The sequence below is a fragment of the Devosia sp. SD17-2 genome, assembly GCF_029201565.1.
Classification (GTDB): domain Bacteria; phylum Pseudomonadota; class Alphaproteobacteria; order Rhizobiales; family Devosiaceae; genus Devosia.
The window spans coordinates 284,096-296,754 of sequence record NZ_CP104002.1; the positions used below are offsets into that span (position 1 = coordinate 284,096).

Annotated in this window: 15 protein-coding genes; 6 read left to right on the top strand and 9 right to left on the bottom strand. The window is 61.9% G+C overall.

Annotated elements, in window-relative coordinates; all coding sequences use genetic code 11:
- Positions 1-2: 2 nt before the first annotated feature.
- Together NYQ88_RS01475 and NYQ88_RS01480 are read right to left on the bottom strand one after the other, a co-directional pair.
- A complete protein-coding gene (locus tag NYQ88_RS01475; RefSeq protein ID WP_275653220.1) occupies positions 3-1,208 on the bottom strand; it encodes a GGDEF domain-containing protein in 1,206 nt (401 codons plus the stop codon).
- 80 nt (positions 1,209-1,288) lie between these two features.
- Positions 1,289-2,299, bottom strand: a complete 1,011-nt coding sequence (locus NYQ88_RS01480) for an LLM class flavin-dependent oxidoreductase (protein WP_275653221.1) — start codon at positions 2,297-2,299, stop codon at positions 1,289-1,291.
- A 200-nt stretch (positions 2,300-2,499) separates the two neighbouring features.
- On the opposite strand from NYQ88_RS01480, the gene NYQ88_RS01485 reads away from it, so the two are divergent.
- Entirely contained in the window at positions 2,500-3,063 is a 564-nt protein-coding gene (locus tag NYQ88_RS01485) for an acyloxyacyl hydrolase (protein ID WP_275653222.1), read from the top strand.
- Between the two features lie 76 nt (positions 3,064-3,139).
- Complete coding sequence (locus tag NYQ88_RS01490; protein WP_275653223.1) at positions 3,140-3,703, top strand: acyloxyacyl hydrolase; 564 nt, start codon at positions 3,140-3,142, stop codon at positions 3,701-3,703.
- A gap of 86 nt (positions 3,704-3,789) precedes the next feature.
- On the opposite strand, the gene NYQ88_RS01495 is transcribed toward NYQ88_RS01490, so the two are convergent.
- From NYQ88_RS01495 to sdhC, 6 genes are read right to left on the bottom strand one after another with little or no spacing between them, the layout of a single operon-like run.
- Positions 3,790-4,572, bottom strand: a complete 783-nt coding sequence (locus NYQ88_RS01495; protein ID WP_275653224.1) for a succinate dehydrogenase iron-sulfur subunit — start codon at positions 4,570-4,572, stop codon at positions 3,790-3,792.
- Between the two features lie 56 nt (positions 4,573-4,628).
- On the bottom strand, positions 4,629-4,919 hold the full coding sequence (locus NYQ88_RS01500) for a hypothetical protein (protein WP_275653225.1): 291 nt from the start codon (positions 4,917-4,919) through the stop codon (positions 4,629-4,631).
- Between the two features lie 11 nt (positions 4,920-4,930).
- Positions 4,931-5,521, bottom strand: a complete 591-nt coding sequence (locus tag NYQ88_RS01505) for an AprI/Inh family metalloprotease inhibitor (protein WP_275653226.1) — start codon at positions 5,519-5,521, stop codon at positions 4,931-4,933.
- The gene (gene sdhA, locus NYQ88_RS01510) at positions 5,521-7,332 is read right to left on the bottom strand and encodes a succinate dehydrogenase flavoprotein subunit (RefSeq protein ID WP_275653227.1); all 1,812 of its coding nucleotides are present in this window, start codon (positions 7,330-7,332) and stop codon (positions 5,521-5,523) included. Before sdhA ends, NYQ88_RS01505 begins: the two co-directional genes overlap by 1 nt.
- A gap of 5 nt (positions 7,333-7,337) precedes the next feature.
- Positions 7,338-7,730 carry a succinate dehydrogenase, hydrophobic membrane anchor protein gene (gene sdhD / locus NYQ88_RS01515; RefSeq protein WP_275653228.1) on the bottom strand — a complete coding sequence of 131 codons (393 nt, stop codon included), beginning with the start codon at positions 7,728-7,730 and terminating at the stop codon, positions 7,338-7,340.
- A complete protein-coding gene (gene sdhC / locus NYQ88_RS01520) occupies positions 7,730-8,116 on the bottom strand; it encodes a succinate dehydrogenase, cytochrome b556 subunit (protein WP_275653229.1) in 387 nt (128 codons plus the stop codon). Before sdhC ends, sdhD begins: the two co-directional genes overlap by 1 nt.
- A 444-nt stretch (positions 8,117-8,560) precedes the next feature.
- On the opposite strand from sdhC, the gene NYQ88_RS01525 reads away from it, so the two are divergent.
- Positions 8,561-10,654 carry a methyl-accepting chemotaxis protein gene (locus NYQ88_RS01525; protein ID WP_275653230.1) on the top strand — a complete coding sequence of 698 codons (2,094 nt, stop codon included), beginning with the start codon at positions 8,561-8,563 and terminating at the stop codon, positions 10,652-10,654.
- Here NYQ88_RS01525 and NYQ88_RS01530 read toward each other — a convergent pair.
- A complete protein-coding gene (locus tag NYQ88_RS01530; protein WP_275653231.1) occupies positions 10,596-10,802 on the bottom strand; it encodes a DUF1737 domain-containing protein in 207 nt (68 codons plus the stop codon). The genes NYQ88_RS01525 and NYQ88_RS01530 overlap by 59 nt on opposite strands.
- 68 nt (positions 10,803-10,870) lie before the next feature.
- Between NYQ88_RS01530 and NYQ88_RS01535 the strand changes: the two genes are divergently transcribed.
- The 3 genes from NYQ88_RS01535 to NYQ88_RS01545 all read left to right on the top strand — a co-directional run bounded on the left by NYQ88_RS01535 (position 10,871) and on the right by NYQ88_RS01545 (position 12,656).
- Positions 10,871-11,509: a carbonic anhydrase gene (locus NYQ88_RS01535; protein ID WP_275654985.1), complete on the top strand. Its 639-nt coding sequence runs from the start codon at positions 10,871-10,873 to the stop codon at positions 11,507-11,509.
- A 434-nt stretch (positions 11,510-11,943) separates the two neighbouring features.
- The gene (locus tag NYQ88_RS01540) at positions 11,944-12,192 is read left to right on the top strand and encodes a hypothetical protein (protein ID WP_275653232.1); all 249 of its coding nucleotides are present in this window, start codon (positions 11,944-11,946) and stop codon (positions 12,190-12,192) included.
- A gap of 152 nt (positions 12,193-12,344) precedes the next feature.
- A complete protein-coding gene (locus tag NYQ88_RS01545; protein WP_275653233.1) occupies positions 12,345-12,656 on the top strand; it encodes a hypothetical protein in 312 nt (103 codons plus the stop codon).
- Positions 12,657-12,659 lie beyond the last annotated feature (3 nt).

The following is a 12,659-nucleotide window of genomic DNA, read 5'->3' on the forward strand; positions in this document are numbered from 1 at the left end:
CCTCAGCTGGTGCCGAAGTCTTTTATGGTGCCGCTTTCGGCTGCGAGGGCCGAGGGCGGTATTTTTGCGACCACGACCCTGTTCCGCCCCTCGGACTTTGCTCTGTAGAGCGCCTGGTCCGCCCGGCGCATGAGTTCGGACAGGGTGTCGTCCGTATCCTGCATTGCGGCACCAAAGGACGCCGAGAGGTTGAGCCCCTTGAGCTCGGGGGCGACATTGACCGGAAAGGCGGTCCGGACCGCTTCGGCATAGAGCCGGCCGCAGGCAAGATTGGTCCCCGGCAGGAAAATGGCGAACTCCTCGCCGCCCGTGCGCCCAAGCACCGCTGTCTGTGGAGCCGCCTCGCGCAGGGTTTTTGCAAATGCCGCAATCACCATGTCGCCGGTGGCGTGACCATGGGTATCGTTGATCTGCTTGAAGTGGTCGAGATCGGCGACAATCATCATGGCCGGAACGCCCGAGCGCTGCGACAGGGCCATGGCCCGCTCACTATGGTCCTCAAAACCCCGCCGATTATGCAGGCCCGACAGCGCGTCGGTCTCCGAGCGGGCGGTGATTTCCGCCATCACATCCCGCACCATGATCAGCAGGACTGCAATGCCGGTGCTGATGTGGAGGATCGCGCCGACCGACTGGGAAATGGCGGCATAGGTCGAGCTAAGATAGCCCTGCGGCGCGCCGCCCGATCCGATCATCTGGGCCAGGAACGGCTTGGCAATGAAATGGATGATGACAGTGACGAGAATACCCATCAGCGCGACGTCGAGAATGCGCCTCGCCGGCAGCTTGACCATCATGCCAAGCGCGACGAGCAGGATCAGCGCATAAGGCAGCTGGTAGAGCATTGCGCGCAGGAACGAGTCCCGCGGCATTTCCATGCTGAACAGATTGATCAGCATGGACACTGCCACCAGCCCCGTCAGCACGCGCAACGGGGGCGAGAGGCGATAGTGCCGCGCCAGGCCGATGACGATAAAGGCGAGCGCGAACAGGAAGATCGAGAACAGCGCGAAGGCGACCGGTCGGGCGTCCGCCTGGAACGGGAGCACGAACTCCAGCACCGAGGTGACGACGCCGCATCCATAGCCAAACGCGATCCAGCGGGCGCCCAATGCCAATCGATAATAAGCCGCCAGAACGCCGAAAGCTGTCGCAAAGAGGCCGGCCACAAACAAATTGATGGCAAGCACGAAAGCCGCGGCGCTCATGGGAAGACTACTCAGAAATGGCGATGCGGCAATCTAGTCCCGGTGGCTGTAACGAACGGTAAACGCCCGTAGGCAAAGGCTTAATTCCTCGGGGAAACCCCAAGAGCCTCGGCAATCAGGGCAAAGGAACGCCTGCGCAGCTCGTAGGAATGGATGGTGGTGGTCAGCATCACCTCATCCGCGCCGGCCTCCTTGGCTTTGGCGGAAATGGTCTCGGCCATCTGTTCTGCCGAGCCGATCAGCCAGAGGGTCGACTGATGGGCGATGATCTGTTCCTGCTGCGGGGTCAGCTTGTGGGCCAGCGCTTCTCCGGGTGGGGTCAGGTGGCGCTGCTCGCCGGTGAGGAAACGCGCCCAGTTAACCGCCTGTGAGCTCGAAAGATATTTTGCCTCCTCCTCGGTCGGGGCCGCGATCACCGACAGACAGAGGATGGTCTTGGGTTCCGGAAAATCCTCGGAGGGCTCGAAGGCGGCGCGATAGGCGGCAAAGGCCGGAGCTGCCGGCGTGTGCGAAAAATGGGCGGCAAAGGCATAGCCAAAGCCGATCTGGCCAGCCGCCTGCGCGCTCGCACCGGATGATCCGAGCAGCCATTTCGGTGGCAGGCGCACACCACCCGGCGACACTGGCACGCGCGAATAGGGGTGATCGGGCGGAAAGCCGTCCTCGTCAAAGGCCATGAGCTCGGCCAGATAGTTTGAAAATTCCTCGCCCCCGCCACTGCGGAGCGCCCGCATGGCGTAGCCGTCGCCACCGGGTGCCCGCCCAAGGCCAAGGTCGATGCGGCCGGGGTGCAGCGCCTCGAGCGTGCGGTAGGCCTCGGCAATGCGCAGCGGGGCATGATTGAGCAGCATCACACCGCCCGAGCCGACGCGTATATTCTTCGTCGCCGCGGCGGCGCTGCCGATCAGGATTTCCGGGACCGAGGACGCAATGGAGGGCATGCCATGGTGCTCGGCGTACCAGAGCCGTTCATAGCCGAGCCTGTCCGCAGCCTGGGCCAGCAGGATGGTCTCGCCCATGGCCTCTGCGGTGGAGCTGCCTTGAGCGATTGGGGCGAGATCCTGCAGCGACAGGGCGAATGGAGCGGACATGACATAACCTTGGCTGAATATCGTTTATCGGTAGATCACGATGAAGGGGGGTAAGGTCAAGGGTCTGCACCGGATTTTTTGTCCTGAGCTGCCGTTCGGCTTAATCGCTCATTAGGGACAATTTTAATCAAACCTTGCCGACCTCGCCGCGCGCGCGCCCAATGCCGCTCTACTCCCGAACGAATTGCCGAGGTTTTGTGATGCGCACCGCATTGTCCCGAATGCTCATCTCCTGTCTCGGACTGTTCCTCGCCTTGGTTGCGGTCGTGCCCGCCAGCGCCCAGGTTGCCTTCCTGCCGGAAGTGCGTGGCGGCGTCTTAGCCCGTGATGCGTTCCAGCCGGGCGGCAATCTCTTCGATGGCACCCGTATCCGCGATTTCAACGCCGAACTCCTGTTCAGCGTGCCCGATCTCAACGCCTGGACCGTCGCCGGAGAGCTGCGCCCCCATGTCGGCGCCACCTTCAATACCGAGGGCGGCGAAAACCTTTTCTATACCGGGCTCAGCTGGACCTTCAGGCCGCCGCTCCTGCCCATTTTTGCCGAAGTGGGCGGTGGTGCAGCGCTTCATAGCGCCAGCTTCAGCGACCAGCCCAGCCGCTTCGGCTGCGCCGTGCTGGCGCAGGGACAGGCTAGTGTCGGCGTCGAGTTCCTGCCCCGCACCGCGCTCATGGCCACGGTCCAGCACGCGACCGATTTTGGTCTCTGCAACACACCCAATGACGGCATGACCAGTGCCGGCCTGCGCCTTGGCATCCGGTTCTAGCGATAAACGTGACTGGCCGAGGGCTTGACCCAAGGGAAGGGTTCGTCGCTAAATCGCCCCCTTCCGGGAGACGTCTATGACCAAACCCCTCGCAATCTTGCTTCTGGCTAGCCTCGCCTGCACGGCTCCGGCCGTGAGCCAGGAGTTTGGCATCTCCGAAGTGCGCGGTGGGGTCTTTGTCCATAGCGCCGACGAACCCGGCGATCTCTTCGGCGTCTTTTCCGTCGAGCGCATGCAGGACATCAATGTCGAGCTCCTGTTCGACGTGCCGGCGATGACGTCATGGCTGGCCTGGGGCGAGCTGCGGCCGCATCTGGGCGCCACATTCAATTTCGGTGGGCTCGAAAGCATGGTCTATGGCGGGGTCAGCTGGACACTGCCCCTCGCCGATACCCCGGTCTTTGTCGAAGCCAGCCTTGGTGGTGCCGTGCACAATGGCAATACGCTGGGTAATGCGGTCTATCCCGCCCGCAACCTCGGCTGTGGCCTCGTCTTCCGCGAGTCGGTCAGCCTCGGTGTCAAACTCAACGACAATGCCTCGATCATGGCGACGGCCGAGCATGCCTCAAACGCCAATCTTTGCGACCATGGCAATCGCGGCCTTACCAATATCGGCGTCCGCTTCGGCTACAGGTTCTAGCCCCGGATTTCTGGCGCCGCCCGAACCGACCCATCAAACAAAAAAGCCCGCGGTGACGCGGGCCTTTTCATGGAATGTGCCTGAGATCAGGCGGCCTTGCGCTCGACCATCATCTTCTTGATCTGGGCAATGGCCTTGGCGGGGTTGAGCCCCTTGGGGCAAACCTTGGCGCAGTTCATGATCGTGTGGCAGCGATAAAGCTTGAAGGGGTCTTCAAGATTGTCGAGGCGCTCATTGGTGGTTTCGTCGCGGCTGTCGATGAGCCAGCGATAGGCCTGCAGCAGGGCTGCGGGGCCGAGATATTTCTCGCCGTTCCACCAGTAGGATGGGCAAGAGGTCGAGCAGCAGGCGCACAGGATGCACTCATAGAGCCCGTCAAGCTTGGCGCGGTTCTCGACCGATTGCGTCCATTCCTTTTGCGGGGTGGGCGAAGTGGTCTTGAGCCAGGGCTCGATGGCGCGATGCTGGGCGTAGAAATTGGTGAGGTCGGGGACCAGGTCCTTGACCACCGGCATGTGCGGCAGTGGGTAGATCTTCACCGGGCCGGTCGAGTCATCCATGCCCTTGGTGCAGGCGAGGGTGTTGAGCCCGTTGATGTTCATCGAGCATGACCCGCAGATGCCTTCGCGGCAGGAGCGGCGCAGGGTCAGGGTCGGGTCGGTGTTGTTCTTGATGTAGAGCAGCGCATCGAGAACCATGGGCCCGCAATTGTCGAGATCGACGAAATAGGTGTCGATGCGCGGGTTTTCGTTCTTGTCCGGGTCATACCGATAGATGTGGTATTCGCGCAGGCGTGTTGCCCCGGCGGGCTTGGGCCAGGTCTTGCCCTTCTGTGGGCGGTCGGCCTTGCGCAGTGTCAGTTCGGCCATTTTATCCTCATGTTGCGCCGCTCAACCGGCGCGATAGGGGTCGATGGGTGGCAGCCTCAATAGTTGGGCTTGCACACCTGGTTCGATTTGGCGACGTAGGTATTATAGGCGTTGAAATCGGCTGCAGCGGGCGCGCCGCCCTTCATCGAAGAGATGACGACGCCCATGAAACGCTCGTCGATCAGCGTCATTGCGGCGTCGGCCTTGCAGGCGCAGAGCTCCTGGTTCTGGGAGATGCCCATGCAGACCTCGAAGAACTCCTGCTTCTGCGCAGAAGTCGGGGCGGCATAAGCAGCCGTGGCCAGAAGGCTGAAACCGGTAACGAGAGCAAATATCTGCGTTTTCATGACGCCTCCTCTTATCCGCGGGCAAGTTTGACGTTGCGGGGGCCGAAACTGGAGTTGAAGCTGCCGGTGTAGCCATTCTGGCCATCGGGCGACAACTGACCGAGAATGCGGCCGGACGCATTGGTCAGGGCAATGCCGCTGCCGGCATTCATCCAGCCGCGGGCTTCCTCGAAATCGCTCGAGCAGAACCCGTTCTGGTCGAGCTGCATGGCGCCGGCCGAACCCGCTAGCGGCGCCGTGCCGAAGGAGATCGTGCAGCGGCGAGCAAAGTCGTCTGTCAGCGTCCAGGTGCCGAACGGCGCACCGAAGCCGGCGCTTGAGGCGCCCGCCGAGCCGATGACAAAGCTGCCACCGGTGAGAACGCGCTGGCCGGTCTGCGGGTCGATGCGCGTCTGGGTCGTGACAGCGCCGGAATTGCCATAGACGGTCTCCTGGGAGACGCCGGGCTGGAATGCCGGACGCGGTGGGGCCGGGCGGTCGTCAAATCCGCCGTCGCCGGTGGTCTCACAGCCCGCCAGTGCTGCCACGGTCACTGCCAGCACGGCAAAGCGGGCGACTGGGCCGCGTCGGGAGAAAAGCCTGTTAAGATTGGCGCTTCGCATCAGTACACGCGTGCTTTGGGTGCGATCTTTTTCAGGTCGATGCCACCCTCGGCCTCCGGCGTCAGCGGATCGGTGATGACGGGGCGGTAGTCGAGGCGCACTTCGCCGGTCTCGACGTTGAGGTGGCTCAGCGTGTGCTTTCGCCAGTTGACGTCGTCGCGGTTGGGGAAGTCCTCATGCGCATGAGCGCCGCGGCTTTCCTGGCGGGCTTCGGCCGAAACCACCGTGGTCATGGCGCAGGCCATGAGGTTTTCGAGCTCGAGGGTTTCCACGAGGTCCGAGTTCCAGATCAGCGAGCGGTCGGTGACCTGAACGTCATGCAGACGCGAATAGATCTCGGTCATGCGGGCAACGCCCTGCTTGAGCGAGGCATCGGTGCGGAACACCGCCGCGTCGGCCTGCATGGTGCGCTGCATCTCGTCGCGCAGCTTTGCCGTGGGCTGAGAGCCGTTGGCATTGCGCAGGCGATCGAAGCGGGCAAGAATCTTGTCGTCCTCGGCCTTGTTGATGCCGGGCACCGGAGCGTTCTTGTCGAGCACCTTGCCGGCCCGCAGCGCAGCGGCGCGGCCGAACACAACAAGGTCGGTCAGCGAGTTCGAGCCCAGGCGATTGGCGCCATGCACCGAGGCGCAGGCGGCTTCGCCCACGGCCATCAGGCCCGGCACGATGCGGGTCGGATCGTCGGCGGTCGGGTTGAGGACTTCGCCGTGATAGTTCGCGGGAATGCCGCCCATATTGTAGTGCACGGTCGGCAGCACCGGGATCGGTTCCCGGGTGAGATCCACACCGGCAAAGATCTTGGCCGATTCCGTGATGCCCGGCAGACGCTCGTGCAGCACCTTTGGATCAAGATGATCGAGGTGGAGATAGATGTGGTCCTTGTTGGGACCAACACCGCGACCTTCACGGATCTCGAGCGTCATGCAGCGCGAGACGACGTCACGCGAGGCGAGATCCTTGGCGTTGGGCGCATAGCGCTCCATGAAGCGCTCACCTTCCGAATTGGTGAGATAGCCGCCTTCGCCCCGGGCGCCCTCGGTGATGAGCACGCCGGCGCCATAGATGCCTGTCGGGTGGAACTGCACGAATTCCATGTCCTGCAGCGGCAGGCCGGCGCGGGCTACCATGCCATTGCCGTCGCCGGTGCAGGTATGGGCCGAGGTCGCCGAGAAATAGGAACGGCCATAGCCGCCGGTCGCCAGCACCACCATTTTCGCGCGAAAACGGTGCAGCGTGCCGTCGTCGAGCTTCCAGGCGATGACGCCCTGGCATTCGCCGTTCTCGCCCATGATCAGGTCGAGCGCGAAATACTCGATAAAGAACTGCGCGTCGTTCTTGACCGACTGGCCATAGAGCGTGTGCAGGATGGCGTGGCCGGTGCGGTCAGCGGCGGCGCAGGTGCGCTGCACCGGCGGGCCGTCGCCGAATTCGGTCATGTGGCCGCCGAACGGGCGCTGGTAGATCTTGCCTTCCTGCGTACGGCTGAATGGCACGCCGTAGTGCTCGAGCTCGTAGATTGCGGCAGGCGCTTCGCGCGCCAGATATTCCATGGCGTCGTTGTCGCCGAGCCAGTCCGACCCTTTGACGGTGTCGTACATGTGCCACTGCCAGCTGTCAGGGCCCATGTTCTGCAGCGAGGCGGCAATGCCGCCCTGGGCTGCAACGGTGTGCGAGCGGGTCGGGAAAACCTTGGTGATGCAGGCGGTGTTGAAACCCTGCTCGGCCATGCCGAGCGTGGCGCGCAGACCAGCGCCGCCGGCGCCCACGACCACCACGTCAAATTCATGGTCGATCAGTTCGTAGTTAGCCATGTCGATCAACCCCAGAAGACGATCTTGAGCACCGAGCCGATACCGACCAGGGCAACAATCAGGCAGAAAAGCGTATTGAGCATCATGGCGAGGCGATACATCGAGCCGTGGAGGTAATCCTCGAGCGTATCGCGCATGCCATTGCGCATATGGATGGCGACGATGCCGATCAGCACGGCCAGCGGAATGCCGATCCAGCCATTGCCGATGACGGCAACGAGATCAGTGCGGTCCTGACCGGCGACACGGACCACCAGATACAGCAGCAGGCCGATGAAGAGGACATTGCACAGCCCGGTGACGCGCTGGGTAATGAAGTGACGGGTGGAGGCCTTTGCGTCGCCATAATGGCTGCGCGGATTGGCGATCACGTCTTGGGTGATGATTTGTTCGCGCATCAGGCTACCCACACAAAGATTGTCCAGATGAGAAGGGTGATCAGCACCGAGGCGATGATCGTCCCCCAGGCCATGGCTTCGCGCTGGCCGGGCTCCATCATGGCGGCAAAGTCCCAGACCCAGTGGCGCAGGCCGCCGAGCATGTGGTGCACCAGGCTCCAGGTGAAGCTGAACAGCACGAGCTGTCCGAACCAGCTGCCGAAGATGAAATTGACCGACATCAGCGCGTCCTGCCCCATCGCGGCGGCGGCCAGCCAGATCACGAACAGGGCCATGCCCGCGTAATTGGCGATGCCGGTGGCACGGTGGAGGATGGACATCGCCATGGTGACGGTCCAGCGATAGATCTGCAAATGCGGGGAGGTAGGGCGGGCTCTGACCGACATGGCTCTAATCCGGGGCCTTACGGAGGGACAATTTGTCGCCTCTAGTTTGGAATGGTTCGCGTTTTAGCGCTCAATCCTTAGCAAATCAAAGGTTGGAACCCCCGGCGAGATCAACTTTTGGCGCATCACGCACTTTGTTCGCATAGCGCACAGCGTGTTCGGATGGCGATTCGTTCCCGGTACAGTATTCGCCATCCCCGCTTCGGCAAATCTACCATCCGCGATTTTAGTCTCATCCCGCAGTGGGTAGTAGAAAATATACACTTGGAACCAAGTTTCTCGCCCCTTTTCTCCATAACAGTTCAGTAAGGAACATGTGCGACTCTCGAAGTTAATCCATTTGGGGGTTCAAACAATGCGTCTATTTACGAGCGTAAAGTCTAGAATATATGGGGCGTTTGCTGCGCTACTATTGTTCTGGTCATTACCGGCGCCAGCGCGATCATGCTCATGTCAAACGCGGAGCATTTATTTGGCGACTACCGAAACGTTGCGCGACAAACCCTCCTCCTGGATGAGTTTCTCAGAGATATCTCTCTGCTGCGCATCGATTTTCTGAACTATCAGCTGACGCCGACCGATCAGTGGGCCAGCGCAGTGCGCGAGCAGATTGCAGTCCTGTCCGAAGCAAAGCAGACCGCGCCAACATATTTTTCTGAAGATCCGGAGGCGATGGGCGCCATCGACCAGGCCTCTTCCCTGTTGGCCCAGTATTCGACCGGCTTTGATGCGCTCACCAATGCCGTTGCTGCCGGCGCCAATCCCCAGAACCATTCGCAGACTGCCCTCTTGAGCGCCAAGGGGCCGGAGATGTTCGCGCTTTACTATGACCTGTCCAAGCAGGCCCATGATCGCCAGAACGCCCTCGGGTCCGTGATTGCCCAGCAAGAAGCGCTGCAGCTGATGATTGTGGCTGCCATTTCCATTATTGGCCTCATCATCGGCGTGACCCTGGCCGTGCTCACCGGCCGCTGGCTGACCGGCACCTTCTCTCGCCTGACCCAGACCATGGCCAAGCTGGTCGAGGGGCAGTACGACACCAATATTGCCGGCAAGGATGCCCAGAACGAATTGGGCGAGATGGCCCGGGCGCTCGAGACCTTCCGCGTCAACGGCCTCGAAGTGCAGGCCGCCGAGGTGGAAAAGCAGATGCGTGCCGCCGAGCTGACCGCTCGTGCCGAGATGATGGCCCGCTTCCAGGCCGCCTTCGACCATGTGATCGAAAGTGCCATGAACGGCGATTTCCGCACCCGCATCGCCCAGCAGTTCGGCGACAAGGAGATCGACCGGATCGCCGGCAATCTCGATGGCATGATGGCATCGGTCGAAACCGCCCTTGGTGAAGCCGATCGCGTGCTCGGGGCCATGGCCCGCGCCGATCTGCGCGATCGCATGCGCGGCGAATACAGAGGGGCCTTCGCCCAGCTCAAGCAGAGCACCAATAGTGTCGCCGACAAGATCGAAGACATCACCATCCAGCTGCGGGACACCTCGCGCGCCCTCAAGCAGGTGACGGGCGAAATCCTTGCCGGTGCCAATGACCTGTCCGAACGCACCACCCGCCAGGCCGCAACCATCGAGGAAACCTCGGCGGCCATGGATCAGCTGGCCACGACCGTCACCAGCAATGCCGAGCAGGCCCGCCAGGCCAGCGACGGAGCCGGACGCATGACCAATGTGGCCGAGGCCTCCAATGGGGTGATGCAGGAAGCCACCCAGGCCATGGAGCGGATTTCCGCCTCGGCCACCAAGATCTCCAATATCATCGGCCTCATTGACGACATCGCCTTCCAGACCAATCTGCTCGCCCTCAACGCTTCAGTGGAAGCGGCGCGCGCCGGTGAATCAGGCAAGGGCTTTGCGGTGGTTGCCGTGGAAGTTCGCCGTCTTGCCCAGAGCGCCGCTCAGGCTTCTGCCGATATCAAGAATTTGATCGAGCAGAGCGGAGACGAGGTGCGCAACGGGTCGCGGCTCGTGGCCGATGTGGCCGGGCGCCTCAACGAGATCATCGAGGGCGTCCGCAACTCGGCCTCGCTGATGAGCAATATCGCCACCGACAGCCAGGCGCAGGCCGCAGGCATCAGCCAGATCAATGTGGCGGTGCGGCAGATGGACGAAATGACGCAGCATAACGCTGCTCTTGTCGAGGAAATGAACGCCTCGATCGAGCAGACGGAAGGTCAGGCGAGCCGTGTGGACGGCATTGTCGAGACGTTCACCCTGCGTGATTCGCCCGGTGCCGATCGCGGTCCGATGGCCGACAGTGCCGAGGCGGCGCGGCTCGAACCGGCAGGGGGCGCACGCGGTCTGATCAAGTCAGTGCAGAAAGCGGCAAGACCTATTTCGGCGGCGCTGCGGCGACGGCCGAGGACTGGAGCGAATTCTAACCCCGCCCCCCCGGGGAGTTATCCCGACGCGGCGTCCATCAGGGACACCGTGCCGGGAGAATATGTCTTTGCAGCTAAGGTGCTGAGAAACCCTAATAATCGACGAGCTTCTTGTCCGGATCATAGGGTTGGTTGGCGACCACCTTGGTGACGGCCTGTCCACAACGCATCTTCTTGCTGACGGCATCATAGGCATAGGTCGGTGCGCCATGCAGCGCCCAACCCTCACTTAATGCCTTGGTAACCTTATGGCAGAACGCTGCATCGTCCTCGCCGGTGAGAAAACGGTAGATGAGCATGTATGCTCGTGCCCCCAGTAATACGATCTTTATTGATCTTGATGGCTCTAGCAGATAATTCCGTGCCCATGCACCGGTTTCCAAAATACCTGCTCGACGGACACGCCAACTTCATGTCGGGGCGCTATGCCCGGGAGAAGGAGCGTATTCGCGACCTGGCCACAGAAGGCCAGAAGCCCACCACCATGATCATTGCCTGCTGCGACAGCCGCGCGGCGCCCGAGATGATATTCGATGCCGGGCCCGGCGAACTCTTCGTCCTGCGCAATGTCGGCAATCTCGTCCCCACCTATCAGCCAGACGGCGGCCAGCACGGCACCTCGGCCGGCATTGAATATGCCGTCAAGGCTCTGGGCATCGCCGATATCGTGATCATGGGGCACGGCCGCTGCGGCGGTATCCAGGCTGCGCTCAATCCGGCCTCCAAGCCCCTCGACAGCGGTGACTTCATCGGCAAGTGGCTGACCATGCTGGGTGACCTGCCCAGCCAGGTGGGGCAGAACAGCCTGATGACCCCGGCCGAGCGCCAGACGGCGATGGAGCGGATTTCAATCCGCAACTCGATCTTCAATCTGCGCACCTTCCCCTATGTGGCTTCGCTCGAAGCTGAGGGTAAGCTGGCCGTCCATGGCGCCTGGTTCGATATTTCGACCGGCGAGTTGTGGGTGATGAACGAAGCGGGCGACTTTATCCGCCCCGAGCTCTGAGCAAACGCGGCCGGGCAGCCGGCCGCCACTCCAGATCACTGACCATTTGCAGGCGGGCCGCGAATTTACTCGGGCCCGCTTTTTTGTATTTTTGGGATCCAGCGCAGTTTCTGCTCAATAAAAAGATCCAGTGAGGCGCATTTGCCTTCAAACTGGACTTGGCTGGCCTCAATTGTGATCAATAGAGCGCCCAGCTTTTCCCTTTGTGGTCAAGATCCGGCCCGGTCTGGCGTGATCGTAACTTTGAGTGCCAGCGTTGCCGGGCCTCTCGACTGCCCGCAAATTGCCCAGACATCACATTTTTTACGCCCATGTCTGGGCCGATGATGACCACATTGCCCCGTCAGTCTCTGTCTCACGGATCGCCGGAGAGCATTCGTCGGAAGCGGACAAATCCGTTCCCGCAAATCCCAAATCACATGGAGCTAAATGCCATGAAGAAGATCGTTCTTTCCTCGCTCGTCGTCCTCGGTCTCTCGACCGCTGCCTTTGCGCAGGCTGCTACCGACTTCGCATCGGTGGATTCGGATACGAGCGGTGGCATCTCCCTGACCGAGGCCCAGGCTGCATGGCCTGACCTGACCGAAGAAGCGTTCACCGCTGCCGATGTCGACGCCAATGGCGAGCTCAGCGCCGAAGAATATGATGCCCTGGTGGCCGCTGCTGCCGCCCCGGCGAACTAATTGCTTTGCCCGCCTCCCTGAGGCGGGCGCCGAGCCACCCCGCACTCTCTCGGGGTGGCTTCCCCATTTCCAGCCCGACCGGCGCTGCGCCTTCCGGCGCCACGGCGACCATTTCGCCGCGCAAGGACGGGCTTCTCCCAAGGAGAAATCCCATGCGTAAATATGCAATTGCCCTCGCCGCCATCGGCCTCCTCGCCGCCCCGGCCATCGCTCAGACCCCGCTCAGCTTTGCTGATGTCGATACCGACGGAAACGGCGAATTGAGCTATGGCGAGCTGCAGGTGGTCTGGCCTGATCTGACCCAGGAAGAATTCAGTGCGGCGGACGTTGATCTCAGCGGTGGACTGAGCTCGGACGAGCTCAACAGCCTCCAGCCTTCAGCCGTATCGGTGCCTGCGCCGGGCGAGGCGCCTGCTGCGGTTCCATCCCCCACGGAATCGCTGTCCAATACCAAGGACGACTGATCA

Bases quoted from the DNA above. Each gene is read 5' to 3' on its own strand.
- NYQ88_RS01495 (WP_275653224.1), bottom strand. From the start codon at position 4,572: ATGGCCGAACTGACACTGCGCAAGGCCGACCGCCCACAGAAGGGCAAG.
- NYQ88_RS01530 (WP_275653231.1), bottom strand. From the start codon at position 10,802: ATGCTCATCTACCGTTTTCTCACCGGCGAGGACGATGCAGCGTTCTGC.
- NYQ88_RS01535 (WP_275654985.1), top strand. From the start codon at position 10,871: ATGCACCGGTTTCCAAAATACCTGCTCGACGGACACGCCAACTTCATG.
- NYQ88_RS01545 (WP_275653233.1), top strand. From the start codon at position 12,345: ATGCGTAAATATGCAATTGCCCTCGCCGCCATCGGCCTCCTCGCCGCC.
- NYQ88_RS01490 (WP_275653223.1), top strand. From the start codon at position 3,140: ATGACCAAACCCCTCGCAATCTTGCTTCTGGCTAGCCTCGCCTGCACG.
- NYQ88_RS01480 (WP_275653221.1), bottom strand. From the start codon at position 2,299: ATGTCCGCTCCATTCGCCCTGTCGCTGCAGGATCTCGCCCCAATCGCT.
- sdhA (WP_275653227.1), bottom strand. From the start codon at position 7,332: ATGGCTAACTACGAACTGATCGACCATGAATTTGACGTGGTGGTCGTG.
- NYQ88_RS01475 (WP_275653220.1), bottom strand. From the start codon at position 1,208: ATGAGCGCCGCGGCTTTCGTGCTTGCCATCAATTTGTTTGTGGCCGGC.
- NYQ88_RS01525 (WP_275653230.1), top strand. From the start codon at position 8,561: ATGCTCATGTCAAACGCGGAGCATTTATTTGGCGACTACCGAAACGTT.
- NYQ88_RS01485 (WP_275653222.1), top strand. From the start codon at position 2,500: ATGCGCACCGCATTGTCCCGAATGCTCATCTCCTGTCTCGGACTGTTC.
- NYQ88_RS01505 (WP_275653226.1), bottom strand. From the start codon at position 5,521: ATGCGAAGCGCCAATCTTAACAGGCTTTTCTCCCGACGCGGCCCAGTC.
- sdhC (WP_275653229.1), bottom strand. From the start codon at position 8,116: ATGTCGGTCAGAGCCCGCCCTACCTCCCCGCATTTGCAGATCTATCGC.
- sdhD (WP_275653228.1), bottom strand. From the start codon at position 7,730: ATGCGCGAACAAATCATCACCCAAGACGTGATCGCCAATCCGCGCAGC.
- NYQ88_RS01500 (WP_275653225.1), bottom strand. From the start codon at position 4,919: ATGAAAACGCAGATATTTGCTCTCGTTACCGGTTTCAGCCTTCTGGCC.
- NYQ88_RS01540 (WP_275653232.1), top strand. From the start codon at position 11,944: ATGAAGAAGATCGTTCTTTCCTCGCTCGTCGTCCTCGGTCTCTCGACC.